19 protein-coding genes are annotated in these 25,416 nt (G+C 71.6%); 12 read left to right on the top strand and 7 right to left on the bottom strand.

Annotation, left to right across the window (positions count from 1 at the left end; genetic code table 11):
- Nucleotides 1-2: 2 nt before the first annotated feature.
- Nucleotides 3-872, bottom strand: a complete 870-nt coding sequence (gene rfbA, locus M1D46_RS14065; protein WP_456285860.1) for a glucose-1-phosphate thymidylyltransferase RfbA — start codon at nt 870-872, stop codon at nt 3-5.
- A gap of 160 nt (nt 873-1,032) precedes the next feature.
- On the opposite strand from rfbA, the gene M1D46_RS14060 reads away from it, so the two are divergent.
- Both M1D46_RS14060 and M1D46_RS14055 read left to right on the top strand, forming a co-directional pair.
- On the top strand, nt 1,033-2,370 hold the full coding sequence (locus M1D46_RS14060) for an MFS transporter (protein WP_421074324.1): 1,338 nt from the start codon (nt 1,033-1,035) through the stop codon (nt 2,368-2,370).
- A gap of 79 nt (nt 2,371-2,449) precedes the next feature.
- On the top strand, nt 2,450-4,642 hold the full coding sequence (locus M1D46_RS14055; RefSeq protein WP_456285859.1) for a hypothetical protein: 2,193 nt from the start codon (nt 2,450-2,452) through the stop codon (nt 4,640-4,642).
- On the opposite strand, the gene M1D46_RS14050 is transcribed toward M1D46_RS14055, so the two are convergent.
- Genes M1D46_RS14050 through M1D46_RS14040 form a run of 3 tightly spaced genes read right to left on the bottom strand, consistent with a single transcriptional unit; the run spans nt 4,597 to nt 6,862 of the window.
- The gene (locus M1D46_RS14050; RefSeq protein WP_271172849.1) at nt 4,597-5,553 is read right to left on the bottom strand and encodes a glycosyltransferase family 2 protein; all 957 of its coding nucleotides are present in this window, start codon (nt 5,551-5,553) and stop codon (nt 4,597-4,599) included. The two genes, M1D46_RS14055 and M1D46_RS14050, sit on opposite strands and share 46 nt — an antisense overlap.
- Complete coding sequence (locus M1D46_RS14045; protein WP_271172848.1) at nt 5,550-6,380, bottom strand: glycosyltransferase family 2 protein; 831 nt, start codon at nt 6,378-6,380, stop codon at nt 5,550-5,552. The genes M1D46_RS14050 and M1D46_RS14045 overlap by 4 nt, the downstream gene beginning before the upstream one ends.
- On the bottom strand, nt 6,377-6,862 hold the full coding sequence (locus M1D46_RS14040; protein WP_271172847.1) for a GtrA family protein: 486 nt from the start codon (nt 6,860-6,862) through the stop codon (nt 6,377-6,379). Before M1D46_RS14040 ends, M1D46_RS14045 begins: the two co-directional genes overlap by 4 nt.
- A 96-nt stretch (nt 6,863-6,958) precedes the next feature.
- On the opposite strand from M1D46_RS14040, the gene glf reads away from it, so the two are divergent.
- Complete coding sequence (gene glf / locus M1D46_RS14035; RefSeq protein WP_324014260.1) at nt 6,959-8,098, top strand: UDP-galactopyranose mutase; 1,140 nt, start codon at nt 6,959-6,961, stop codon at nt 8,096-8,098.
- Between the two features lie 28 nt (nt 8,099-8,126).
- Nucleotides 8,127-10,178, top strand: coding sequence for a DUF6541 family protein (locus M1D46_RS14030; RefSeq protein WP_456285858.1), 2,052 nt, complete (start codon nt 8,127-8,129; stop codon nt 10,176-10,178).
- 168 nt (nt 10,179-10,346) lie between these two features.
- On the opposite strand, the gene M1D46_RS14025 is transcribed toward M1D46_RS14030, so the two are convergent.
- Nucleotides 10,347-10,808, bottom strand: a complete 462-nt coding sequence (locus tag M1D46_RS14025) for a GtrA family protein (protein ID WP_421074329.1) — start codon at nt 10,806-10,808, stop codon at nt 10,347-10,349.
- A 133-nt stretch (nt 10,809-10,941) separates the two neighbouring features.
- On the opposite strand from M1D46_RS14025, the gene M1D46_RS14020 reads away from it, so the two are divergent.
- From M1D46_RS14020 to M1D46_RS14005, 4 genes are read left to right on the top strand one after another with little or no spacing between them, the layout of a single operon-like run.
- Entirely contained in the window at nt 10,942-11,919 is a 978-nt protein-coding gene (locus M1D46_RS14020; protein ID WP_271172843.1) for a glycosyltransferase, read from the top strand.
- Nucleotides 11,916-12,713, top strand: a complete 798-nt coding sequence (locus M1D46_RS14015) for an ABC transporter permease (RefSeq protein ID WP_271172842.1) — start codon at nt 11,916-11,918, stop codon at nt 12,711-12,713. The genes M1D46_RS14020 and M1D46_RS14015 overlap by 4 nt, the downstream gene beginning before the upstream one ends.
- On the top strand, nt 12,713-13,459 hold the full coding sequence (locus M1D46_RS14010) for an ABC transporter ATP-binding protein (protein WP_324014263.1): 747 nt from the start codon (nt 12,713-12,715) through the stop codon (nt 13,457-13,459). The genes M1D46_RS14015 and M1D46_RS14010 overlap by 1 nt, the downstream gene beginning before the upstream one ends.
- A gap of 27 nt (nt 13,460-13,486) precedes the next feature.
- Entirely contained in the window at nt 13,487-14,890 is a 1,404-nt protein-coding gene (locus M1D46_RS14005) for a glycosyltransferase 61 family protein (protein WP_456285857.1), read from the top strand.
- A gap of 4 nt (nt 14,891-14,894) precedes the next feature.
- On the opposite strand, the gene M1D46_RS14000 is transcribed toward M1D46_RS14005, so the two are convergent.
- The gene (locus M1D46_RS14000) at nt 14,895-16,931 is read right to left on the bottom strand and encodes an acyltransferase family protein (RefSeq protein WP_456285856.1); all 2,037 of its coding nucleotides are present in this window, start codon (nt 16,929-16,931) and stop codon (nt 14,895-14,897) included.
- Between the two features lie 8 nt (nt 16,932-16,939).
- Nucleotides 16,940-18,586 (bottom strand): glycosyltransferase, encoded by a 1,647-nt coding sequence (locus M1D46_RS13995; protein ID WP_271172838.1) that lies wholly within the window; start codon nt 18,584-18,586, stop codon nt 16,940-16,942.
- 145 nt (nt 18,587-18,731) lie between these two features.
- Between M1D46_RS13995 and M1D46_RS13990 the strand changes: the two genes are divergently transcribed.
- Genes M1D46_RS13990 through M1D46_RS13975 form a run of 4 tightly spaced genes read left to right on the top strand, consistent with a single transcriptional unit; the run spans nt 18,732 to nt 25,308 of the window.
- Entirely contained in the window at nt 18,732-20,546 is a 1,815-nt protein-coding gene (locus tag M1D46_RS13990) for a glycosyltransferase (protein WP_421074332.1), read from the top strand.
- 3 nt (nt 20,547-20,549) lie between these two features.
- Nucleotides 20,550-22,436 carry a DUF6020 family protein gene (locus M1D46_RS13985; RefSeq protein WP_456285855.1) on the top strand — a complete coding sequence of 629 codons (1,887 nt, stop codon included), beginning with the start codon at nt 20,550-20,552 and terminating at the stop codon, nt 22,434-22,436.
- The gene (locus tag M1D46_RS13980; RefSeq protein WP_456285854.1) at nt 22,433-24,154 is read left to right on the top strand and encodes a DUF6020 family protein; all 1,722 of its coding nucleotides are present in this window, start codon (nt 22,433-22,435) and stop codon (nt 24,152-24,154) included. Before M1D46_RS13985 ends, M1D46_RS13980 begins: the two co-directional genes overlap by 4 nt.
- The gene (locus tag M1D46_RS13975; protein WP_456285853.1) at nt 24,151-25,308 is read left to right on the top strand and encodes a glycosyltransferase; all 1,158 of its coding nucleotides are present in this window, start codon (nt 24,151-24,153) and stop codon (nt 25,306-25,308) included. Before M1D46_RS13980 ends, M1D46_RS13975 begins: the two co-directional genes overlap by 4 nt.
- The last annotated feature ends 108 nt before the right edge of the window (nt 25,309-25,416 follow it).

Below are 25,416 nucleotides of genomic sequence, written 5' to 3'. Positions count from 1 at the left end.
GCTCACTTACCCCGTTCCAGGACCTCGAGGAGGTACGCCCCGTACCCCGACTTCACCAGCTTCTGCGCCCGCTGACGCAGATCGTCGTCGGACAGGAACCCCTGCCGCCACCCGATCTCCTCCGGAGACCCGATCTTCAACCCCGTGCGCCGCTCGATCGTGCGGACGTAGTCTCCCGCGTCGGCCATCTGATCGAACGTGCCCGTGTCCAGCCACGCCGTCCCGCGCGGCAGCACCTCCACCCGCAGCTTCCCCTGTCGCAGGTACGCGGCGTTCACGTCCGTGATCTCCAGCTCCCCCCGCGGGGAGGGCCGAAGCCCCCGGGCGATGTCGACGACGTCGTTGTCGTAGAAGTACAGGCCGGGGATGGCGTAGTTCGACTTCGGGTGCGTCGGCTTCTCCTCCAGCGACACCGCCCGCCCCGTCCCGTCGAACTCGACCACCCCGTACGCCGACGGCTCCGCGACCCAGTACGCGAACACCGCCGCCCCGTCCACGTCCGCGAACCGCTTCAGCTGCGTGCCCAGCCCCGGCCCGTACAGCAGGTTGTCGCCCAGCACGAGCGCGACCTTGTCATCGCCGATGAAATCCGCCCCGATCGTGAACGCCTGCGCCAGCCCATCCGGCGACGGCTGCACCGCGAACGAGATCGACACCCCGAACTGCGACCCGTCCCCCAGCAGACGCTCGAACGAGGCCGCATCATGCGGCGTCGTGATCACCAGGATCTCCCGGATCCCCGCCAGCATCAGCGTCGACAGCGGGTAGTACACCATCGGCTTGTCATACACCGGCACCAGCTGCTTCGACGTGCCCAACGTCACCGGATGCAGACGCGTCCCCGACCCACCCGCCAGAATGATGCCCTTCACACAGCCATCGTGACACAGGAGACCCCGTGACCCCTGGCGGACGCCGTCGCCCGCACCGCGCACCGACGCCCGAGTTGTCGCGATTGAAACGTTCCATTACGATGGAAAACGCTTACCCACGTTCGGGTCGGCGAGTCAGTGCGGACAGGAGAGTGACGGCATGAGCGCAGCGAAGCAGGCCGAAGCCGACAGCGGGATCGTTCGGGAGCCGAAGAAGGCGGCCCTCAGCGCATGGGTGGGCAGCGCCCTCGAGTACTACGACTTCGCGCTCTACTCGCAGGCCGCGGCGCTCGTCTTCCCGGTCGTGTTCTTCCCGACCGGCGACCCGACGGTGGGCATCATCTCGTCCCTCGCGACCTACGCGGTCGGCTACGTCGCGCGCCCCGTCGGCGCCGTGCTGCTGGGCGCCTGGGGCGACCGGCGCGGGCGCAAGAACGTCCTCATCCTCGCGATGCTGCTCATGGGCTTCTCGACCCTGCTCGTCGGCCTCCTCCCGACGTACGCGCAGGTGGGCGTCCTCGCGCCGATCCTCCTCGTCATCCTGCGCCTCGTGCAGGGATTCGCCGTCGCGGGAGAGCTGGGCGGCGCCGGGGCGATGGTCGTCGAGCACTCGCCCGACGCGCGACGGGGCTTCTTCACGAGCTTCACGCTGCAGGGCACCCAGATCGGCTCCATCCTCGCCACCGGTGTGATGCTCCCGCTCGCGGCCGTGCTCAGCGAGGAGGACTTCGCCGCGTGGGGATGGCGCATCCCGTTCCTCCTCAGCGCCGTCGTCATCATCGCGGGATACCTCATCCGCCGCGGCGTGCACGAGACGCCCGTCTTCTCCGCGGAGAGCGCCGTCGAGGTCCGTCGCCGGTTCCCCGTCGTGGAGCTCCTGCGCTCGTACCCGTGGGTCATGATCCGCTGCATCCTCATGACGTTCACGAACGTGATCGGGATGGCCACGCTCGTCTTCGGCGTGTCGTATGCGACGCAGGAGGGGTACGGGATCGGGTTCTCGACGAGCGACTTCCTCTGGGTCACGCTCGTGGCCAATCTCACCGCGGCCCTCACCATCCCGATCTTCGGCGGCCTGTCCGACCGCTTCGGACGCCGTGGCTTCATGGTCGCGGGCGGGCTCGGCGGAGGCCTCCTCACGGTCGCGTACCTGTGGGCCGTGGAGCAGCGCAGCCTCGTGCTCGTGTTCGTCTTCGTCGTCATCGTGCAGAGCATCTTCTTCCAGATGTGGAACGCGACCTTCGCGACCTTCTTCCAGGAGCAGTTCCCCGCGCGCATCCGCGTGACCGGCTTCGCCGTGTCGCAGAACATCGGGCTCATGCTGGCGGCGTTCTTCCCGTCGCTGTTCACGGCGATCGCCCCTCCTGGGACGGAGAACGTGCCGCTCACGATCGGCGCCGTGACGTTCGCCATCTGCGCGGTGTCGGCGCTCGCGACGCTCCTCACCCGCGAGACCCGCGGCCGCACGCTCGAGGAGCTCGAGGGCCCGGCGCGCTGATCGCGGGGTCCGCCCGGCCGCTCGCACTACCATCGAGTCTGGCCCGCCGCGCGGCGGCGGGGCGAGCAGCGGAGGACAGATGACGGCGGACGGCACGAATCGGGCACGGCGGCGCGCGCAGCGGGTGGGCTGGCCCCTTCTCACCGTCCTGGCGACCCTCTCTCTCGCGGCCGCACGGCTCCTCGTGACCCCGCGGTTCTACTTCTCCGACGACACCGAGCGCGGCTCGGCGGGGCAGTGGTGGCAGCTCGGCGACCAGCTCCTGCAGGGGCGCCTGCCGATGCTCGATCCCTCGGCCTGGCAGGCCGGCAACTACTGGGCCGAGGGCCAGTGGGGCCTCCTCAACCCCATGACGTGGCTCATCGCCGTCACGGCGCGGCTCAGCGAGAGTCCGGTCGCGCACGCGACCGGCGTGAAGCTCGCGTTCCTCGTCGTGCTCGCCCTGGGCGTCTACCTGCTCGCGCGCCAGTTCGGCGCGCACCGTCCGTGGGCGGCGCTCGCGGGCGTGCTCGTGCCGTCGTCCGGCTTCGTCGTCTACATGGACGCCGCGTCCTGGTCGACCGACCTCATCAACGTCGCGCTGTTCCCGTGGGTGTGGTGGGCGCTGCGGCGCACGGTCGAGCACCGCCGCTCGCCGCTGCCGTACCTCGTCGCGAGCTACCTGCTCATCACGGTCGGCTACGTGTTCGGCGTCATGATGCTCGTCGTCGTGCTCGTCGAGTCGCTCGTGCGCCATGCGGTGCGCCGCGACGGCCCCCGGGTGCTGCGGACCCTGCTCGCCTCGGCGTGGGGCGCGCTGCTCACGATCGTCGTGTACCTGCCCGCTGTCCTCACCGCGCCCGTGACGGAGCGCGGGAACGCGCCGTTCGAGAACCTCGGGTTCCTCAACGCCGACCTCACGGACCTCGCGTCGGCGGGGAATCCCTGGGTGAGCGGGACCATCCGCTCCTGGTTCGGCGACATCACGCCCGGTCCGCTCGTCTACATCGCGTGGGTCCTCCTGCTCTTCCCGCTCGCGCTGCCGCTCGCGCGCTCGGCCGTGCGGCGCGCCATCCCGCTCTTCGTGCTCGGCGGCCTCGTGCTCGCGCTCGTGCTGGGGCCGAGCCACATGGGGCCGATCCGCTGGCCGCTGCGCCTCATCCCGTATCTCGCGATCGTGCTCATCGTGCTCTTCGCGGTGGGGACCTCGCGCCGCTTCCCCGCGGGGGCGACGCGCCGTGCCTTCTGGCTCTCGGCACTCGTCATCGCCGTGACCTCGGTCCTGACCTGGGGAAACGGGCCGTACGCGTGGAAGGCCATCGGAGCCGCCGCGCTCGTCTCCCTCGCGGCGCTCGTCGCGCTGCGATGGGTCGCGCGCTCGCCCCGCGTGCGACGGCGCACGACCGTCGCGGTGGTCGGGGCGATGATCGTGACGGCCGTCTTCGCCGCGGGGCAGATGCGCTTCCTGCCCGAGTCGCCGCTGCCGAGCCGCAGCGCGCCCGACAGCGCGACGGCCCTGCAGGCCGTCCTCCCGGACGCGCACGGCGACGCGATCGTCGTCGGCGACGCGGAGGACGGATGGCAGGACCGCGACAGCTGGTCGGAGCGGCTGCTCGCCAACCTCTGGTACTTCAGCCCGACGGAGGTGAGCAGCCTCTACACCGTCCTGCCGTTCGAGACGTTCGGCGACGACCTCTGCGTCGACCTGCGCGGGCAGACCTGCGAGGACGCCCTCGAGACGCTGTGGTCGGTCGACGAGGAGACGGGCCTGCGCGTGGCCGACCTCATGAGCGTGAGCACGATCGTCGCGATGAAGGACACGTACCCCGAGCAGCCGGAGGCGCCCGAGGGATGGACGCTCGCAGCCGACGGCGAGTACACCTGGCTCTTCGAGCGCGATGAGGCGCTGCCGAGCGCGGGCGGCGTCGTGTGGACGGCTCCCGACACGCGCGTCACGGTGACCGCGCAGGACGACACGTCGGTGTCCTTCGAGGTCGACGAGGCCGGCGAGGACGGGCGCGTGGTGCTGAGCCGTCTGCCGTACCCGGGCTACGCCGTCGCGGGCGCGGCGGAGGCCGAGCCGCTGCGGGGCTGGCTTCTCACGGTCGACGCGACGGACGTGGCGCCCGGCGAGACGGTGACCGTGTCGTTCCGCCCGCCCGCGTGGCCGCTGCTCATGGGCGCCTACGGCCTCGCGATGGCGATCGGCCTGGGCTGGCTCATCGGGCGCGGGGTGGCGCGCCTCCGTCAGCGCGCGGGCGGGGGCCCGGCCTCGGCGACCGCGAAGGCGTAGAGCGGGCGGCCCTGCACCTCGACGTAGATGCGGCCGAGGTAGCTGCCGAGCACCCCCAGCATGAGCATCTGCACGCCGCCGAGGAGGAACATCCCGGCCGCGAGGTAGGTCCAGCCCTCGATGACCGACTCCGGGTTCACGAGACGCGCGATGACGAGGTAGATCGTCCACAGGAGCGCGAGGACGGCCATCGCGCCGCCCACGCGGCTGATGAGCTTGAGGGGCGCGGTCGAGAAGCCGAAGATGCCGTCGCCCGCGAGCTTGAGCATCTTCCGGAGGGGATAGCCGGTCTCGCCCGCGTGCCGCGCGTCGCGGTCGAAGAGGACGGCCTCCTGGCGGAACCCGATCGACGCGACGAGCCCCCGGATGAACCGGTTGCGCTCGGGGTGCTTGCGCAGCTCCTCGACGACCCGGCGGTCCATGAGGCGGAAGTCGCCCGTGTCGCGGGGGATGTCCACGCTCGAGAGCTTGCTCAGCAGCCAGTAGAAGCCGTGCGCCGTCGTGCGCTTGAAGAGGCCGTCGTCGCGCGTGCGCCGCTGCGCGTAGGCGACGTCGACGCCGTGCTCCCACCGCTCGATGAGCTCGAGGCTGACCTCGGGAGGGTCCTGCAGGTCGCTGTCCATGACGATCACGGCGTCGGCGTCGGCGACGTCGAGGCCCGCCGTCACGGCGATCTGGTGGCCGTAGTTGCGCGCGAGCGCGTACACGGAGACGCGAGGGTCCTGCGCGCGCAGTCCGCGCAGCAGCTCGAGCGACCGGTCGCGGCTGCCGTCGTCGACGAAGACGAACTCGACGTCGTAGCGGTCGCCGAGCGGCGCCGTGGCCGAGACGAGACGCTCGTACAGGAGGGGGATGTTCCCCTCCTCGTTGTAGATCGGCAGCACGTAGGCGATGCGCCGGCGCACGGTCATCCCATCCTCCTCTTGAGGACACGGTACGAGATGCGCCGGGCCTGGGCCATGAGACCGGCGCGGATGTCGCCCATGCGCCGATCCGCCTCGGTTACGATCTCGGGGTGCTCGGCGCGCAGCCATGCGTGAAAGGCGCGCGCCTCCGCGGTCTGCTCGTCGACGAGCGCGACCGACCACTGCGTGTCGCTCATCCGGAACGTCGCGCCCACCTCGGTGTCGGGCGTGAACCCGCCGCCGACGAGCACGCGGGCGTAGCTCGCGAGGTCGATCAGATAGGAGAAGCGGCCGTGCCATCCGCCGGCCGCCGCGAACGCCTCCCGGCGCATCATGACGGAGGCGGGCTCGCCGAGGAGGTTGCGGCCTGCGCGCACGGTGCGGCGGAGCGCCTCGCCGCCCGACATGGGCCGGCCGAGCCCCGTGAGGCCCCATCCGGCCATGAGCACCTTGCCCTCGGCATCGATGATGTCGCGCTTGCAGGCGGTGAGGACGGCGCCCGACCGCTCGAGCAGCCGCGCCTGGCGTGCGAGCACGCCGGGCCGCAGGACGTCGTCGCCGCACACGAGCTTGAGGTAGGCGCCGGTCGCGGCGTCCGTCACGCGGTTCCAGTTGCGCGCGGCGCCGCCGCCGGCCTCCGTGCGCAGCAGGGTCACGCGCGGGTCGGCTGCGAAGCCCTGCATGACATCCCATGTGTCGTCCGACGACGCGTGGTCGGCGACGACGAGCTCGAGCCCGTCGACCTGCTGGTCGAGCACGGATCGCATCGTCTCGCCGAGCGTGCGGCCGTTGTTGTACGCGGGGATGACCACGCTGATGCGCGGAGCGGTCACGCGTCCTCCTTCTTGCGGTGGAACGAGAAGCGGCTGTGCCCGAACCAGCTGGCGAACGCGATCACGACCGTGAACAGGAGCTGCGCGACGATCTCATGCCAGCCGAGCCAGAGCTTGAGCGGCGGCACGACGACGAAGTTGAGGATGAACGTCCCGAGGTACACGAGCTGGAACCGGGCGAAGTCGAGCCACACGTGGCCGCGCACCCGGAAGACGAGCTTCCGGTAGAAGACGAACGCGCTGAGCGTGCTCATGATCTGCGCGCACAGGATGACCGCGAAGACCGTCCAGGCGGCGCCCGGCCATCCGGCCTCGAACAGACGGGAGAAGAGCACGAACCACGCGAAGCCGATCGCGGTGTTGACGGCCCCGACGAACAGGAAGGCGACGCGACGGTCGCGGAAGAGGCGCAGCAGCGGGCCATCCGGCCCGCTCATCCCGGCGATGGCCTCGGTCTCGGCGGGGGATTCTTCGTTGCTCATGTGCGGCATCAGGATACGCGAGGGGCATGCACATAGACTCGGGGAGGCCGCGACAGCGTGCCAGGGCCCTTCCCCTTGAGAGAAAGAGCACCACGGATGGATCTCCTCGTCGTCGGCTCCGGTTTCTTCGGACTCACCATCGCGGAGCGCGCGGCAGCAGCCGGGCGCAAGGTCACGGTCATCGACCGCCGCCATCACATCGGCGGGAACGCGTACAGCGAGAACGAGGCCACGACGGGCATCGAGGTGCACCGCTACGGGGCGCACCTCTTCCACACCTCGAACGAGAAGGTGTGGGAGTACGTCAACCGCTTCACGACGTTCACGAACTACGTGCACCGCGTGTACACGAACCACAACGGCGTCGTGTACCCGCTGCCGGTGAACCTCGGCACCATCAACCAGTTCTTCCAGGCCGCGTACTCGCCCGACGAGGCGCGCGCCCTCGTGAAGGAGCAGGCGGGCGAGTTCGACGTCAAGACGGCCCGCAACTTCGAGGAGAAGGGCATCGCCCTCGTCGGCCGCCCTCTGTTCGAGGCGTTCTTCCGCGACTACACCGCGAAGCAGTGGCAGACCGACCCGCAGAAGCTGTCGGGCGACATCATCAGCCGCCTCCCCGTGCGCTACAACTACGACAACCGCTACTTCAACGACACGCACGAGGGCCTGCCGACCGACGGCTACACCGCGTGGCTCGAGCGGATGGCCGACCACCCGAACATCGAGGTCAAGCTGAACGTCGACTTCTTCGACGAGTCGCAGCCGCTCAACAAGAAGGCGCTCGTCGGCCAGGTGCCGATCGTCTACACGGGACCGGTCGACCGCTACTTCGACGACGTCGAGGGCGCGCTGAGCTGGCGCACGCTCGACTTCGAGGAGGAGGTCCTCGACATCGGAGACTTCCAGGGGACGAGCGTCATGAACTACCCGGATGCAGACGTGCCCTTCACGCGCATCCACGAGTTCAAGCACTTCCACCCCGAGCGCGCCGACGTGTACCCGACCGACAAGACGGTCATCATGCGCGAGTACTCGCGCTTCGCCGAGCGCGCCGACGAGCCGTACTACCCGGTCAACACCGATGAGGACCGCGCGCGTCTGCTCGCCTACCGCGAGCTCGCGAAGGGCGAGAAGGACGTGTTCTTCGGCGGCCGTCTCGGCACGTACCAGTACCTCGACATGCACATGGCCATCGGGTCGGCGCTGTCGATGTGGCAGAACCAGCTGAACGGCTGACCCGCGCCCGCCTGACGGCAGGAGTCCGATGAGCTGGGTCGTCGTCGCGCCGGCCCTCGTGTCGGCGCTCCTCGCCGTGCTCGCACCCGGGCTCATCGCGACCGCGCCCCTGCGCATGGGCGCGGTCGCGCGCGTCGCGGTGGCGTCGCTCGCGAGCGTGTGCTGCGCGGGCGTCGCGGCGGCGGTGTTCGGCGCGCTCGGCGCGCCGTTCCATGTCGTGCAGGTGCTCGCCGTCGCGCTCGTCGGGCTCGCGGCATCCCTCCTCGTCCGGCGCGCGCATCCCGACCTCGTCGTGACGGGCGCGGCCATCCCGCCGCGCGCGCTCGCCGCGGTGTGGGCCCTCGCCGCCGCGATCGTCGGCGTCGTCGCGTTCGCGGGAGTGCCGGACCCGTCTCGGATCTCGCAGACCTACGACAACGTCTTCCACCTCTCGGCCGTGTCGGCCATCCTGGACGGGTTCTCCGCCTCGCCCCTCACGCTGCGCTCGCTCATCGAGACGGGCGCGACGGGGATCGCGTACTACCCGTCGGCGTGGCACGCGCTCGTCGTGATGACGGTGCAGGGGAGCGGCGTGCCGGTTCCCGTCGCGTTCAACGCCGCATGGCTCGCCGTGCAGGCGCTCGTCTGGCTGCCCGGGGTCGCCTGGCTCGCCCAGGTCGCGCTCCCAGGGCGCTCCACGGGAACCGTCGCCCTCGTCGCGCTCCCGCTCGGCGCCGCCTTCGGCGCGTTCCCCTACGCGCTGCTCTCGTGGGGCACGATCTACCCCACGGGCCTCGCGCACGCGCTGCTCCCCGCGGCGGTCGCGCTGTCGGTCCTCGCCGTCCGGGGTGTCGCGCTCGCGCGGCCCGGGAACCGCGGACGCGCCGTCATGCTCGCGGCGCTGTCGGGCTGCCTGTCCGTCGGGGCGCTCGCCGTGGCTCATCCGCGGGTCCTCCCGACGTGGGCGCTCATCGGCATCCCGTTCGTCGCGGGGGTTCTCGGCGGCGCGTTCGCGCGCGCCCGTCGACGCGGCGGGCGCGAGCGCCGCCGCGCGGTCATCGTGCTCGTCGCGGGCGTCGTCGGCGGCGTCGCGCTGTCGGCGGCGGCGCTCGCGATCGCCATCCTGCGGTTCGGGCTCCTCGACGAGCCGATCGAGAGCCGCCTCTCCGGCCCGCAGGCGCAGGCGGTGCAGGGCATCTGGGAGGGCGTCGTGCAGGTTCTCACGCTGCAGGCGATGACGGGGGAGGGTGGCGCGGTGACGACGGTCGCGCCCTTCCTCGCGTTCCTCGTCATCGTCGGCGCCGGGGTCGCGCTCCGCACCCGGCGCACGCGGTGGCTCGTCGTCGCCTTCGTGCTCGTCGCTGCCCTGTTCGTTCTCGCCGCCGGTTCGGACGGCGTCATCGCGAAGCTCGCGACGGGGGTCTGGTACAAGGACCGCTTCCGCCTCGCGGCCGCGCTGCCCGTCGTCGCCGTCCCTCTCGCGACGCTCGGCGCGCTCGCGCTCGCGCGACGTGCCCTCCCGGCCGAGCGCGCCATCCGGACGGGCGGATCCCGTCGAGCCCTCCCGCGCCTCGCCGCGCCGCTCGCGCTGGCCGTCGCCGTGGTGTCGGCTGCGGGGCTCGCCCTCACCGGAACGACATCGGCGATCGCGGCCGTGTTCGCGATGCCCGACGAGCGTGCGCAGTGGGAGGTCGTGTCGCAGAAGCAGATCGACTTCATGGACCATGAGGTGGCCGAGGAGGTGCCCGCGAGCGAGCGCGTGCTCGGCGACCCGTGGGACGGCTCGGCGCTGACCCAGCTGTATGCCGGACGCGAGCCGGTCTTCCCGCACGTCAACGGCCAGTGGGATCCGCTGCGTCAGACGCTCGCGTGGGGCCTCATGGACATCGACAGCGACCCGGCGGTGTGCCGCGCGCTCGATGCCCTCCGCGTGCGGCACGTGCTCTACAACCCGCACGAGTTCGGGGGAGGAGACCCGGCGGGCAACCACTTCCCCGGACCGCACGCCGCGGTGGAGGCGGGACTCTTCACGGAGGTCGCGACGGACGGCGAGTCGACGCTCTACCGCATCGACCGCTGCGGCCCGCTGCCGGCGGAGTAGCTGCGGGGCGGGTCGGCCGCGTCCCGCGGCGCCGGCATGCTCGCACGCTCCTGCATGTCTCACTCGCGGCGCGTTTTCGCCCCGGATTCCCTCGTCGGGTGAGACACGTGGGGGTCGGCGTGTCTCGTTCGCGGCGGGATGGCGCGATCGCCGCGCGATCGTGACCCGCTACGGGCGCGGGGCGGGGGAGGGCTCCTCGTGCGGGAAGACGAACCTGTCGTACGTGAGGAAGCGGAACGCGGTCGCGAGGGTCTGCCCGATCAGGGTTCCCGAGATGTTGTCGGCGACGACGTCGTCGAGACCCAGCACGTAGCGCGAGAACGCGAGGCAGCCGAGCTGGAGGCCGATCGCGATGAGGTTGCACAGCACGAAGATCGCGTAGCGCGAGAAGCGGTGCGGCAGATGCCGGTCGGAGAAGGTCCAGTACCGGTTCCCGACGTACGTCACGAGGGACGCCACGACGATCGAGATGATCTTGGCGGCCAGCGGCTGTCCGTGCATCGGGCCGTCGCCGGTCACCCAGAACACGAGCAGGTTGTAGACGCCCGCATCGACGAGGAACGCGAGACCGCCGATGACGAGGAAGGCCCCCGCCTGCTTGGCCTTCCGGGTCGCCGCGTTCGCGTGCATCGTGCTCCTCGTGAGGGCGGCGTGTGCCGAGGGGTTTCGGCAGAGCCGCGTGTTAGCCTGAACCGGCTCCGACGGCGGCCGTCTCGGCGCCATGCGGTCCATCGAAGATCCTACGTCGCCGAAAGTGCTCTCCATGACGTCGTCCCCTGTCATCGCCGCGATCGTCCCCTGCTACAACGAGGAGCTCGCGGTCGGGAAGGTCGTCCGCGATCTCCGCGCCGCCGTCCCGGGCATGACGGTCTACGTCTACGACAACAACAGCTCCGACCGGACGGCCGAGGTCGCGCGCGAGGCCGGCGCGATCGTGCGCCGCGAGGAGCGCAAGGGCAAGGGCAACGTCGTGCGCCGCGCCTTCGCCGACGTCGACGCCGACATCTACGTCATGATCGACGGCGACGACACGTACGACGCCGCCGCGCTGCCCGAGATGATCCGCACGCTGCAGGAGGGGCCGTACGACCACGTCCTCGGCGTACGCGACCAGAAGACCGAGACCGCGTACCGTCCCGGGCACGAGCTCGGCAACCGCGGCTTCAACTGGCTCGTCGGCGGCATCTTCGGCTCCGAGGTCAGCGACATGCTCTCGGGCTACCGGGTCATGTCGCGGCGCTTCGTGAAGAGCTTCCCCGCGGCGTCGCGCGAGTTCGAGATCGAGACCGAGCTGACGGTGCACGTCATGAGCATCCGCGTCCCGCAGACCGAGGTGCACGTCGGCTTCCGCGACCGGCCGGCCGGCAGCGAGAGCAAGCTCCGCACGTACCACGACGGATTCCGCATCCTCTCGCTCATCGTGCAGCTCATCCGCTACGAGCGGCCGCTCCTCTTCTACGGCCTTCTGGGTGCGGTCGCGATGCTCGTCGGCGTCGTCCTGGGCATCCCGCTCGTCGTGGAGTTCGCGCAGACCGGACTCGTGCCCCGCTTCCCGACCGCGGTCCTCGCTGTCGGCTTCGGCCTCGCCGGCGCCCTCGCCTGGACCGTGGGCTTCGTGCTCGACGGCGTGCTCAGGGCACGGCGCGAGCAGAGCCGCCTCATCTACCTGCAGTACAGCGCGCCCGCCGCGGCCGACACGTCCGGATCCGAGCCCCCGCTGCTCAGGGGCACCGCGTCGTGAGCTCGGGCGTCGTCGGTGCGCCGGGCACGCCGCGGCGCTACCTCCACTCGCTGTGGCTGCTCTCGGCGCGCGACCTCAAGGTGCGCTACGCGACGAGCTGGCTCGGCTACCTGTGGTCGATCCTCGATCCGCTCGTGATGAGCCTCATCTACTGGTTCGTCTTCACGCAGGTCTTCCATCGGGGCGGCCGGGTCGGCGAGGAGCCGTACATCGTGTTCCTCATGACCGCGCTGCTGCCGTGGGTCTGGTTCAACGCGGCCGTCACCGACTTCACGCGCGCCTTCAACAAGGACGCCAAGCTCGTCCGCTCGACCTCCATCCCCCGCTCGATCTGGATCAACCGCATCGTGCTGAGCAAGGGCGTCGAGTTCCTGTGCTCGCTCCCGGTCCTCGTGCTGTTCGCGGTCGCCGCGGGCGCGACGGTCGGATGGCAGCTGCTGCTCTTCCCGGTCGGGGTGCTCCTGCAGACGGTGCTGCTCGTGGGGCTCGGGCTCCTCGTCGCGCCGCTGTGCGTCCTCTTCTCCGACCTCGAGCGCACCACCCGCCTGATCCTCCGCGTGCTCTTCTACGCGTCGCCGATCATCTACGGGATCGGCGACCTGCCCGGTGCCGTGAGCGACCTCGGCGCGCTCAATCCGCTCGCGGGCATCTTCACGCTGTACCGCGTGGGCTTCTTCCCCGGCCAGTGGGACACCTTCGCGGTCGTCGCGGGAGCGCTCATGAGCCTGCTGTTCCTCGGCGTCGGCATCCTCACCTTCCGCCGCCTCGAGCGTCCGCTGCTGAAGGAGCTGTGATGGAGCGCGACGACGCCTACGCGATCGAGGTCGACGGTCTCGGCGTGCGGTTCCGGCGGAACCGGCGCGGGCGGCGCAGCATCAAGTCGATGTTCGCGAGCGCCTCCCGGCGCGCGCCCAAGGACGAGTTCTGGGCCCTGCGGGACGTCTCGTTCCGCGTGCGCCCCGGCGAGTCCATCGGCGTCGTCGGCCGCAACGGCCAGGGCAAGTCCACGCTCCTCAAGCTCGTCGCGGGGGTCCTGCTGCCCGACGAGGGATCGGTCGTCGTGCGCGGCGGGGTCGCCCCGCTCATCGAGATCACGGGAGGCTTCGTCGGCGACCTCACCGTGCGCGAGAACGTCCGCCTCACGGCGGGACTCCACGGCATGAGCCGTGCCCACATCGCGGCCCGCTACGACGACATCATCGCCTTCGCCGAGCTCGAGGACTTCCAGGACACCCCCTACAAGCACCTCTCGAACGGCATGAAGGTGCGCCTCGCGTTCTCCGTCGTGTCGCAGCTCGACGAGCCCATCCTGCTCGTGGACGAGGTGCTCGCGGTCGGTGACAAGGCCTTCCGCGCCAAGTGCTACGCCCGCATCGACGAGCTGCTCGCGTCGGGGCGCACCCTGTTCTTCGTGAGCCACAGCGAACGCGACCTGCGGCGCTTCTGCACGCGCGGCCTCTACATCCGCGATCACGCGCTCGTCATGGACGCGCCGATCGACGACGTCGTCGCCGCGTACAACGCCGACAACCCGGTCTGACCGGGCACCGCCGGTAGGGTGAACGGAATGGAACCGCTCTCCGCCCGCGTCGTCTCCGACGCCGTCGTCTCCCCGGTCGTCGTGCGCGAGGACCGTCCGGGCGAGCTGCTCATGGGGGTTTTCGACGCGTCCGGGCGCTACGTCGACGGCACCGTGACGGACCGGCGCTCCGGCTTGCGCGGATCGCCGATCCCGCTCGAGCTCCTGGTCGACATCGAGGACGCCGACGTGCCGGAGGCGATCTACGCCGGCGATCTCCACATGCACTTCGGCCACTTCCTGCTCGAGAGCCTCGCGCGCCTGTCGGCGGCATCCGCCGCCCCCGACGTGCCGATCGTGTGGACGGCGGCGCAGACCTGGGGCGACCGGGAGTCCTTCCGCCCCTGGCAGCGCGAGATCCTGGACATCCTGGGCGTCCGCAACCCGATCCGCTTCATCACCCGCCCGACGCGGTTCCGCACGCTCCACGTGCCCGACATCGGCTACCGCTACGACGACTGGATCCACCCCGATCACGCGCGTTTCCTCGCGCAGCACCGCGGCCCATCCGCCGAGCCGGGCCGCCGCCTGTGGCTCTCGCGCGGCGCGATCGACTCGGGCATCCGCGACCTCGGGTCCGACGCGGCCGAGCGGCATCTGCGGGCGGCGGGATGGACGGTCGTGAATCCCGAGCGGATGTCGGTGCGCGAGCAGCTCGACCAGATCTCGCGCGCCGAGGTGATCGGGGGAGAGGAGGGATCCGCGTTCCACGCGATCCTCCTGCTCGCGGATGTCGGCGCGCGGCGCTTCGAGGTCGTGCGTCGCCGCGGGCCCGAGCACAGGAACTTCCGCACGATCGGCGAGGCGCGCGATGTCGATCAGCGCTTCCACTCGCTCGCGGGCGAGCGGATCCTCCACGCCGAGGGGCGCGACGTCACGAAGCTGTCGCGCAGCGCCGTGGCCCTGCTCGACGCGCTCGAGGTGCCGCGGGCGCTCCCGCTCGCGCCGCGGGCGGGCGACCGGGCGGCCGCCGCGATCGCGCGCGAGCGGAAGGTGCAGCGCCTGCTCGAGGTCGGCGCGCGCACGGCGTTCGCGGCCGCGACGTCGGGTGCGCGCACGGTGCTCGTCGTCAGCACGCGCCTCGAGGAGGACCCCCGCGCCTATCGGGCGCTCGAGGGCCGTGTCGACGAGCTCCCGCTCGCACGCTACCGGGAGCTGTTCGTCGAGACGCCGGGGACGTACGACCTCATCCGCATCGCGGGGGAGACGGCGGAGGACGTGCTCCGCGACGTCGACGCGTCCGCCGAGTTCGCGACCGCCGACACCGTGTGGGTGCTCGACGACGACGCCGCGGGGCGGGAGGCCGCCGCCGCGCTGCGCGAGCGCGAGGGCACGGTCGTGCGCCACGAGCGCGCAGGCGGCGAGACCGCGTGGACGGTCGCGCGCGGCTGAGGCGTCAGCCGAGCGCGGCCGCGAGCCGCTCGGAGAGATAGGGCCCGAGGGTCGCGGCGTAGGTCGCCGTCAGGTGGTGCCCGTCGCGATAGACGACGACTCCGCCGATGACGACAGGGCACGTGCCGTCGGCGCAGTAGAACTCGGTCAGATCGATGACCGTGGCATTCGGGTCGCGCTCCGCCGCCGCGGCCTGCCCGTCGTCGTGCAGCACGGCGTCGGCAGGCTGCGCGCACCTCTCGTTCGCCGTCTCCGGATCCGCCTCGATGCACTGGATGGTCTCGGCCGGCATGCGGGGATTGTCGCGGATCGCGATCACGGGCACGGTCGGATCCGGACGCGCGCCCCACGCCGACACCATGCCGTCGACCGTGGTCGCATCCGCGTCCCGCCCATCGGACGAGCGCGTCACGACGAACGCATCGATCCCGTCGGTGCTCTCCGCCACGTAGTCCGCGATCTCGCCGCGCCACGCGGTGCAGGCGTCGGTCGACACGGGCGTCGAGCGCTCGACGAGGGCGTCCGTCCAGTAGCAGCCGCCGTGCCCCGCGATGTCGATGCGCCAGTTGCGCTCCTCGGCGATGCGCGCGTAGGCGCCCACGAACACGTTGCTGTGGGAGTCGCCGATCACCATGAGGTGCCGGTCCCAGTCGGCGTCGGGTCCGAGGGAGCAGACGCGCAGCACGGTCTCATCCGGGCCGGACCAGCACGCGTCGCGGTTGGCGTCGTCGCTCGCCGCGTCCATCGGAGCGGGCACGAGCGGGTAGGCGTCGAGCTCGGGGTTCTCGCACGGTGCGAGCTCGGGGTCCATCGCCTGCGCGCCGAAGCAGTCGGGCAGGGTCTCGACGAGCGACTCGGTGGCCGCGAGCACGCGCTCCTCCTCCGCGCGGAGGGTCGCCGATGCGGCCACGGGGAACACGAGCACGCAGGCCATGCCGGCCGCGGCCCACGCCGCGACCGTGCGGGGCCGGCGACGTGCGAGCAGGCTCGGCGAGAGGCGGACCGGGTTCTCGATGAAGCGCGTCGACGCCCACGCGAGGGTGAACGCCGCGGCCGCGATCGCGACCTTCTCGACGGTCGTCAGCGGATGCCCCGTGGCGTAGGGGAGCAGCACGATGAGCGGCCAGTGCCAGAGGTACACGGCGTACGACACGGCGCCCGTGAACGCGACGGGGCGCGCGGCCCCGACCGGCGCGAGGAACGAGCCGCCGCCCGCCCACACGACGAGCGCCGTGCCCACGACGGGCAGCAGCGCCGCCGTGCCCGGGAACGGCGTGGTGCCCGACAGCGCGACCGTGCTCACGGCGATCAGCGCGACGCCGGCGACGGCGAGCGCGTTCGACATCGCGCGCCAGGCGATGAGCGGGAGGAAGGCCGCGAGGGCGCCGACGCCGAACTCCCATGCGCGGGTGAGCGTGGAGAAGTAGGCCTCGCTCGCCGACCAGGCGGTGAGCCACAGGCTGTATGCGAACGAGGCGGCGGTCGCCGTGGCGAGCACGCCGACGGCGACCTTCCGCCACGCGACGCGGCGCAGGAGCGCCATGGCGGCGATGAGCAGGAGCGGCAGGGCGACGTAGAACTGCTCCTCGACCGACAGGGTCCAGAAGTGCTGCACGGGGGACGGCTGGTTGTCGGCTGCGAGGTAGTCGACGCTGTCGAACAGCAGGCGCCAGTTCTGCACGTACAGCGCCGCCGCGCCGACCTCGCCGAGGAACTGGTCCCACAGCGAGCGCGGCACCCACAGCAGGACGCCCACCGCGGTCGCCGCGAGCGTGAGGAGCGACGCGGGGAGAAGGCGCACCGCGCGTCGCGCCCAGAACCGCGCCACCGCGATCCGCCCCGTCCTCTCGCGCTCGCGGACGAGGTGCGAGGTGATGAGGTAGCCGCTGATGACGAAGAAGACGTCGACCCCGACGAAGCCGCCCGTCAGCCGATTCGGCCACAGGTGGTAGAGGAGGACGCTCAGCACCGCGATCGCGCGGAGCGCCTGGATGTCCGGGCGGAAGCCGGACTGATGCGATGCGTCTGTGCGGGACGTCATCCGCTCGATCAGCCTCGGCGCAGACGCCGGATGGCCGCGGCGGGCGCGCCGCCGAGCCGGGCGTTGACGCCGCGCACGACGGGAGCGAGCCGCCCGCCCGATGCGGCGTTGAGCCGCTGGGCGATCTGACGCGCGAGCGACGGCGGCGGCGCGATGCGCGCGCGCAGCGCGGCGACCTCGGCCTCGAGCTCGGCGACCCGCGGGTCGACGCGCGTCACGCGCTCCGAGAGGTCGGCCTCGCGGAGGTCGATGAGCTGCGCCGTGTCGTTCGAGCCCCACTGGAAGCCCCAGACCCGGTCGACGAGGTCCTCGATCGCGTCGCCCTCGCGCAGGTACCGCTTGGCGCGGGCCACCGCGGCCGAGTCCCAGATCGTCACGGAGTCGTCCTTCGTGTGACCGGGCGTGAAGTAGCGCACCGCGCCCAGTCGGTTGCCGTCGATCTGGCGGTACATCTGCATCAGGCTGTCGCTCGTGACGCCCACCGTGATCGGCAGGTCGACGCGGTACGGGGCCGGGAACACCGTCTCGGGCACCTCCTCCGCGAAGATCACGCGGTTGTCGGTGCGCAGCCACTCGCGCACGAGGTAGAGCTCGTTCAGCGGGTCGGCGAGCATCTTCCGCCGGCCCTCGTGGAGCTGCGACCACGGGCCGACGAGCACGACGTGCACGTCGGTGAGGGTGCTGTTGAGGATGCGGTCGACGCAGTTGCGGGCGAGGTACGCGGTCTCGGGGGTCACCTCGACGACGACCTTGACGAGCGGCACCTCCCAGATGCGGTTGTCGGCCTTGCGGCGGTAGCGCGGGATCGGCATGCGCTGGGCGAAGTGCACGTCGTTGTGCCAGGCCACCTTGACCGCGTGGTCCTGCACCGTGCCGCGGCCGAGGTGCCACGTGAGCGCCTCCTCGACGGGGATGAAGACGGCGCCGGCCTGCCAGAGCTGGTAGGCGATCTCGGTGTCCTCGCCCAGGTGGAGACGGGTGTCCTGCCCGAACGTGCGGTCGTAGACCTCGCGCGTGACCGAGGCGCACGCGCCCATGTGCGTCGAGTAGTTGCGGCCGTGCGACGTGTTGAGGTCGTCCGTGTCGCGGAAGATCTGGATGGACCAGTGCTCGTGGAGCGTCGAGCGGTCGTAGTCGTCGCCGATCGTGCCGTCGAGGACCTTCTCGTACACCGTCTCGGGGGTGTAGTCCCACTCCTCGATGAAGCCCTTGTTGCCGATCGTGGCCGCCTCGGGGATGAAGTGCGCCCACTTCGCGTGCTGGCGCACGTTGTCGCGGAACAGGATCATGTCGGAGTCGACCCAGTAGATGATGTCGCCCGACGTGGCCTTGATGCCGATGTCGGTCGCGTTGGAGCGGCCCCAGCCCTCCTCGACGCGGATGAGGCGGATGTTCTTCGGAACGACCTCGCCGAGCTCGACGGGCGGCTCGCTGCCGTCGTCCACGACGACGACCTCGAGCAGGTCCTCGGGGTAGTCCTGCGCGGCGAGCGACGCGAGCGTGAGCGGCAGCGTCTTGCTGTTGTACGACGCGATGACGACGGAGACGGACTTCGTCGGCTCCCAGCCGTCGGGGAGCGTGCCGTCGAAGACGTCGCGCCACTGGTTCTGGTAGACGATCGGGGCGGGCTCGGGGGATGCGGCGGGCCTGGTCACCGCGTCATTCTACGGTGCGCTTTCTCCGAGACCGGTGGACGCGGCCCGCCGGACGCGCTCTCACGGGGACGAAAGGCGCGCACGATAGACTCCTCGCGCCGCGCTCGCGGCCATCCGTCCGCCGACTCGGGGAGCCGATCGATCTATGCCCGTCCGCCGCTGGTTCCGTCGCCCCGATGAGCAGGACGCCCCGGACCGCGACGGCGAGCACGTCGTGACCGATCCGCGCCAGGCGCCGGCGCTCGCGTCGACGGCGGACGAGCCGCTGCCCGTGCGCCTGCGGGTGCCGGACGTCGACGCGCTCCGTCACCTCGTGATGGCCGCCGACGGCGCGATGACGCAGGACCTGCGCGTCCACATCGAGCGCTGGGAGGCGCCCTCGCCGCGCTGGCGCGGCCGGATGGCGCCGCTGCGCGACACGCGCACGGTCACGCTCTCGCACGACCCCGCGCGCCGCACGGCGTCGGCGCACGTCTCGCTGCACGCGCCGCTTCCCGTCGCGCGCGTGCTCGACGCCCTCATCCCGGCCTTCGTCCCGGACGCGCCGGTCGTCGGGGCGGGCTTCCCGCTTCTCGCGGTCGATCCGAGCGCGGGCGCCGAGGCGCTGCCGCTCCTGCCGAGCCGGCGCATCCCGCAGCTCGAGCCGATCGCCCCCGCCCTCGAGGGACGGCACCTGCGCAAGGCCGATGTGCTGCTGACCGCGCGCACCGATCTCGCGCGCGAGGAGGAGGATGCCGTCCACCAGCTCACGGTGGGGGAGGCCCTCCTCGGGCACCCGCGCGTCGAGCGGCCGGTCATCGACCTCAACGTGCACAACCCGATCGGGCGCATCCTCGGGTTCAAGCCGTCGCCGCCGGCGCGACGGCTCGTCATCGACCGTCCGCGCGGGGTCGTCCGGCTCCTCGGCGCGACCGACCCCGACCTCCGCCCCATCGAGTTCGCCATCGCGGAGCCGCTCAGCGCGCGCGACGTCGCCGCCGTCCGCAATGTCGAGGCGGTCGACCTCTCGCCGCTCGCAGGGCTCGCCGGCCCCGTCCCCGAGGGACTCACGACCCGCTTCGCCGAGCTCGCGGCGGCCGGCGTCATCCTGCACTCGCTGCCGGACAGCGTCGCCATCGCGCCCGAGCAGCTCTCGCCGCGGATCGCTGAGGCCATCCGGCGCCCGTATCGGCCCGCGATGGGGCTCGAGCGCGAGCGCCGCTCGGTCGCGCTGCGGCGCGCCGCGATGCACGACCACGCCGGCTTCCTGCGCCTCGCATCGGCCGTCGAGCATCGCACGGGCTCGCGCTACCTCCCCTCGGTGAGCGTCGTGCTCTCGACGATGCGCGGCGAGCTGATCCCCGGGGTGCTCGAGATGATGGCGCGGCAGACGTACCCGCACATGGAGGTCGTGGTCGTCGCGCACGGGATCCCCGCTCCCGACCTGTCGGGGGTCGAGCTCGGCGGGCTCGATGTGACCGTGGTCGAGGTCCCGAGCACCGTCCTGTTCGGCGCGGCCCTCGCCGAGGGCGTCCGGCGCTCGAGCGGCGACCTCATCACCAAGCTCGACGACGACGACTGGTACAGCGAGCACCACGTCTTCGACCTCGTCCTCGCGCACCTCTACTCCCGTGCCGACATCGTCGGGAAGACGACGGAGTACCTCTTCTTCGAGGAGGTCGCGCAGACCGTGCACCGGACGTTCGCGACCGAGCGCTACCACGACCAGGTCGCCGGCGGCGCGATGCTCCTGTCGCGGGCGGCCTTCGACGCGCTCGGCGGATGGCGTCCCACGCCGAACTCCACGGACCGCTCGGTGCTCATCCGCGTCGAGACGCAGGGCGGCATCGGGTACCGCACGCATTCGCTCGGCTACATGTACATCCGCCACTCGTCCAAGCACACGTGGGAGCGCACTGACTCGCAGCTCCTGAACGGCTCGTTCGAGCAGTGGCGCGGCTGGCGCGCCCCCGAGGTCTGAGCCGTGCGCGTGCTCATCGCCGTGGCGGGCGCGTTCGCCACGACGCTCGCGCTGTGCGCGGGCACGACGCCCGCGACCCTCGGCGACGTGCTCGAGGGGAACAGCCTCGTCGCGATCGCGGCGTTCGCGGCGATCGCCTACGGCGGATGGCTCGCGCTCGGCCGTCTGCCGCGCGAGGTCTGGCGCTGGGCGGTGCCGGTGGGCCTCGCCTACGCGGTCGCGGAGCTGGCCGGCATCTCCCTCCTGCGTGAGGAGGCCGACCTCTGGCTGCTGCGGCCGTCGGGCTGGAGCGCCGTGCACGGCCTCGGCACCGCGTACGCCGCCGTCCTCGGCGCAGCGGTCCTGCTGCATCTCGCCGACCGCGCGACGCCCGACGCCGCCGCCGTGCCCGCTCCCCGTCGCGGGCGGCTCAGCCGACTCGTCGAGGCGCTGCGGGCACCGGGGCCGGCGCCATGGCGCCCCCTCGGGCTCGTCTTCGGGCTCATCGTGCTCTGCCGGCTGCCGTACCTGCTCGTGTGGTGGCCGGGGCTCATCTTCTTCGACACCTACCGGAGCCTCTCCTACGCGCGCGGGCTCGGCCCCTGGGAGTCCTACGAGCCGGTCGGGCACTCCCTCCTCATCGCGGCGTGGAACGGCGTGTGGCAGCTCCTCGGCCTGAGCGATTCCGCGGCGCTCGCGTTCGCGGCCGTCCTGCAGATGCTGTCGACCAGCGCGGTGTTCGCCGTGCTGCTCCGGCGCATCGCGGCATGGGGCGTCGGGCCGCGCATGTGGTGGGCGCTCTGGGCGTGGATCGCGCTGCTGCCCGTGCTCAGCCTGTCGTCGATCACGGTCGTGAAGGACATCCCCTTCATGTCGGCCTTCGTGCTCTTCCTCATCGGGATCGTCGAGGTCTCGCGCGCCGTCCGACGCGGGGATCGCGCGCGGTGGCCGTGGGTCCTCCTGCTCACGGCGGGCATCGCGACCATGGTCCTCCGGAACAACGGCGTCCACGTCGTCCTGCTCGGCGTCGCACTGCTCATCATCCCGTTCCGCCGCCAGTGGAAGCGCGTCGGCGCCGTGCTCGCGGCATGCGTCGTCGCGTACGGACTCTATGCGGGGCCGCTCTCGGCGGCGCTCGACGTGCAGCCCGGCCCGAAGACCGAGGCGTGGTCGGTTCCGCTGCAGCAGATCGCGCGGATCGCGCACGACCACCACGCGACGATGAGCGACGAGGACCGGGCGTTCGTGGACGACGTCTTCACGTGGTGGAGCGTCGACGACGTCGGCGACCACTACATCCCCGGCTTCGCGGACCCGATCAAGCTCGACGCGCGGGCGGCGTGGGAGGAGCGGACGACGGGGGAGTTCGTGAGCGGATGGCTGCGGCTCGTCGCGGAGTACCCCGGGTCCGCGATCACCGCGACGCTCGCGAACACGGTCGGCTACTGGGCGCCGGGCGCGCCCTCGTACGACGGCGTCGTGCACGAGTCGTGGAACGACATCCGCGGGATCGTCCTCGACATCCCGTATCAGATCACGGGCGACCGCGAGCAGGGGGAGCCGCTCACGGGGATCCGCGCGCTCATCGAGCGTCACGGGCTCCTCGACGAGGGGTATCTCGCGATCCCCGTGATCGGGATGACGCTGTCTCCGGGCTTCGTCACGTGGATCTGGATCCTCGCGCTCGTCGTGCTCTGGCGCAAGCGCGCCGGGCTCGAGGCGGCCTTCGCCCTGCCGGCCGCCGCGCTCATGGCGACCTTCCTCGCCGGCCCGGTCTCGGGCGGCATGCGCTACGCGCTCGGGTTCTTCGCGACGGCGCCGCTCGCGGTCGCCGTCGCCCTCGTCGCCCGTCGGCGGAACAGGAGCGACGCGTCGTCCCCGTCGGCTGAGACGCAGCGGGCGCACGCGTGAACCGCCCTTCCGCGCTGCGGGCCCTGTGGGATCCGCATGCCGCGGCCACGGCGCTCGTCCTCGCGGCGTTCGTCGTCGTGGGGGCGTCGTTCGACGCGAACGACAGCGCGGTGTGGTTCGCCGGCTCCGTCGGCGCCGCGGTCGGCAGCGGCCTCGTCGTCCTCGGACTCGGCGCCGCGCTCTTCGTCCCGCTGACCCTGCTGTTCCGCTGGCTCGACGGGCGTCGCGCGGTGCCCGAGCCGGCGTCCTTCCGCGAGACCGCGCGCCGGCGCCTGCTGCCGACAGCCGGCGCCATCCTCGCCGGCTGGCTGCCGTGGCTGCTCGTGCACGCGCCGGGCAACGTCGACAGCGACACCATCACGCAGCGGCTCCAGTGGATGGGGCTGCTCGAGCAGACCGACCACCATCCGTGGTTCGACACGATGGTCTTCGGATGGTTCTGGGATCTCGGATCCGCGCTCGGCGACGATCGGATCGGCCTGTTCGCCTTCCTCCTCCTGCAGGAGGCCGCCACGGCGGCCGGTGCGGCCCTCGTGCTCACCTACCTCGGATGGCTCGGGATGGCGCGCCCCATCCGCTGGACGCTGACAGCGGCGGTCGCCGTCCTGCCGGTCTTCATGGCCGCGCCGTCGGTCATGAGCAAGGACGCGTTCGCCGCCGTGTTCTGGCTCCCCTTCCTCGTGCTCTTCGTCGAGGCCGTGCGCACGCGCGGGCGCGTGCTGCTCAGCGCGCGCGTGGGTGTCGTCGCGCTCGCCATCGTCATCCCGCTCATCCTCGCCAAGCGCACCAACGTCTACCTCGTCGTCGTGTGCGCCGTCGTCCTGCTGGTGATCTGCGCGCGGCGGGCCCGCCTGCGCGTCGCAGCGGGGACTGCGGGAGCGCTCCTCGTGACGAACGTCGTGTGGCCGCTCCTCGTCCTCCCCGCGATCGGCATCGCGCCCGGCACAGCGACCGACATGCTCACGATCCCCGTCCAGCAGACCGCGCGCATCGTCGCCGAGCACGGCGACGAGATCCCCGCAGACGAGCGGGCGGTCATCGACGCCGTGCTGCGCTACGACGGCCTCGGCGAGGCGTATGTGCCGCGGCGCTCGGACGCGGTGAAGGGGCGCTGGAACCTCGAGGCCGGCTCCGAGGAGCGTCTCGCCTACGCGCGGGTGTGGCTCGCGCAGGTGATCCGCTATCCGGGTACCGCGCTGTCGGCGACGGCCGCGAACACCTTCGAGTACTTCGCCCCGGTCACGCCGATGATCTTCCAGAGCGGGATCGTGCTCGACCGCTATCTCGACTTCTGGGAGGCCAGGGCTCTGCCGACCACGACGCGCGCCGAGATCGAGGCCGCGATCGAGGACCTCCACGAGCCGGCCGTGCTCGACGACGCGCGCCTCGCGGTCAACCGCGCGACCGAGTCGCTCGCGGAAGGCAACCTCCTCTCCTCGAAGGCGTTCTACGCGTCGTGGGTGCCGCTCATCGCGCTCGCGTACGCCATCCGCCGGCGCAGCCCGCTGCACGTCCTCGCGGTGTCGCCTCTCCTCGTCAACCTCGCCTTCCTCGTGGCGAGCCCGGTCGCGCTGCCGCGGTACATCCTGCCGCTCGTGTACGGGAGCGTGCTCGCGATCGGCATGATGCTCACCCCCGTCCGCTGGCAGAATCGGGAGGACGACCTCGCGCCGGCCGCCCCGGCGCCCCTGACCGAGAGCGACGCGACCCCCGGATGACGATCGACCACTTCGCCGGCGCGACGATCATCGTCCCCACCTACAACGAGGCTCCGAATGTCGAGCCGCTCGTGCGGCGCATCGTCGCCGCCATGGACGGTGTCGCGTGCGAGGTCCTGTTCGTCGACGACTCGAGCGACGGAACGGCCGACGAGGTGCGCCGCGTCGCCGGCCTCGTCGACATCCCCGTGCGCGTCATCCACCGCGACGAGCCGGTCGGCGGGCTCAGCGGCGCCGTGATCCTGGGCCTCGAGCAGGCGGCCCACGACGCGTGCGTCGTGATCGACGGCGACCTCCAGCACCCGCCCGAGCGGATCCCCGCGCTCGTCGCGCGCTTCCGCGCGGGAGACGTCGACGCGGTCGTCGCGTCGCGCTACGTGCGCGACGGCTCGGCGGCGGGTCTCGCCGATCTCACCCGCAACCTCGTCTCGCGCGTCACCACCGCGCTCACGAAGGCGATGTTCCCGCTGCGACTGCGCGACTGCTCCGACCCCATGACCGGGTTCTTCCTCGTCGACCGCACGCGCGTCGACCTCGCGCTCCTGCGCCCGCGCGGCTTCAAGATCCTCCTCGAGATCCTCGCGCGGCAGCAGCTGCGCGTCGCCGAGATCCCGTTCGACTTCGCCGAGCGCGCGGCGGGCGCGTCGAAGGCGTCGATCCGCCAGGGGGCCCGCTTCCTCGTGCAGCTCGCGGCGCTGCGCTTCGGCAAGATGTCGGCGTTCGCGATCATCGGCGGGCTCGGCGCGGTCGCGAACCTCGCGATCATGTGGACGCTCACGCAGCTCGGGATGCCCTACATCTGGGCGGCGATCATCGCCGCGGAGGCCACGATCATCGGGAACTTCCTCCTGCAGGAGCGGTTCGTCTTCCGCGAGATGCTCGACGAGGCCTCGAGCGGGCGCACGCGGTTCGCGAAGTCGTTCGCGTTCAACAACACCGAGGCGCTCGTGCGGATCCCCGTGCTCGCGCTGCTCGTCGAGACGTGGCACATCTCGAGCGTCGTCGCGGCGGCGATCACGCTCGCGGTCGCGTTCGTCGCCCGCTACGCGTTCCACGCTCTCGTCGTGTACGCGCCCCGGCGCGGCCGCTCCGCGCGGACGCGGCGCGTGCTCGAGGAGATCGACGAGCAGGTCACCGCGCCCGGCGAGCTGTAGCGGTCGCGTCAGCGCAGGCGGCGGATGACCGCGGCCAGCGAGCTTCGCAGCCTATGGGAGGCGGCTGCTTCTGGTATAGCAGTATCGTGTAGTTCCAGTTCGTCCGAC

The sequence above is a fragment of the Microbacterium sp. JZ70 genome, assembly GCF_053903225.1.
The sequence above is the reverse complement of the archived record's forward strand: the minus strand, read 5'-3'. Positions and strand labels throughout refer to the sequence as shown.

Bases quoted from the DNA above. Each gene is read 5' to 3' on its own strand.
- M1D46_RS14025 (WP_421074329.1), bottom strand. From the start codon at position 10,808: ATGCACGCGAACGCGGCGACCCGGAAGGCCAAGCAGGCGGGGGCCTTC.
- M1D46_RS14000 (WP_456285856.1), bottom strand. From the start codon at position 16,931: ATGACGTCCCGCACAGACGCATCGCATCAGTCCGGCTTCCGCCCGGAC.
- M1D46_RS14020 (WP_271172843.1), top strand. From the start codon at position 10,942: ATGACGTCGTCCCCTGTCATCGCCGCGATCGTCCCCTGCTACAACGAG.
- M1D46_RS14010 (WP_324014263.1), top strand. From the start codon at position 12,713: ATGGAGCGCGACGACGCCTACGCGATCGAGGTCGACGGTCTCGGCGTG.
- M1D46_RS14030 (WP_456285858.1), top strand. From the start codon at position 8,127: ATGAGCTGGGTCGTCGTCGCGCCGGCCCTCGTGTCGGCGCTCCTCGCC.
- M1D46_RS14055 (WP_456285859.1), top strand. From the start codon at position 2,450: ATGACGGCGGACGGCACGAATCGGGCACGGCGGCGCGCGCAGCGGGTG.
- M1D46_RS14050 (WP_271172849.1), bottom strand. From the start codon at position 5,553: ATGACCGTGCGCCGGCGCATCGCCTACGTGCTGCCGATCTACAACGAG.
- M1D46_RS14060 (WP_421074324.1), top strand. From the start codon at position 1,033: ATGAGCGCAGCGAAGCAGGCCGAAGCCGACAGCGGGATCGTTCGGGAG.
- glf (WP_324014260.1), top strand. From the start codon at position 6,959: ATGGATCTCCTCGTCGTCGGCTCCGGTTTCTTCGGACTCACCATCGCG.
- M1D46_RS13990 (WP_421074332.1), top strand. From the start codon at position 18,732: ATGCCCGTCCGCCGCTGGTTCCGTCGCCCCGATGAGCAGGACGCCCCG.
- M1D46_RS14040 (WP_271172847.1), bottom strand. From the start codon at position 6,862: ATGAGCAACGAAGAATCCCCCGCCGAGACCGAGGCCATCGCCGGGATG.
- M1D46_RS13975 (WP_456285853.1), top strand. From the start codon at position 24,151: ATGACGATCGACCACTTCGCCGGCGCGACGATCATCGTCCCCACCTAC.
- M1D46_RS14005 (WP_456285857.1), top strand. From the start codon at position 13,487: ATGGAACCGCTCTCCGCCCGCGTCGTCTCCGACGCCGTCGTCTCCCCG.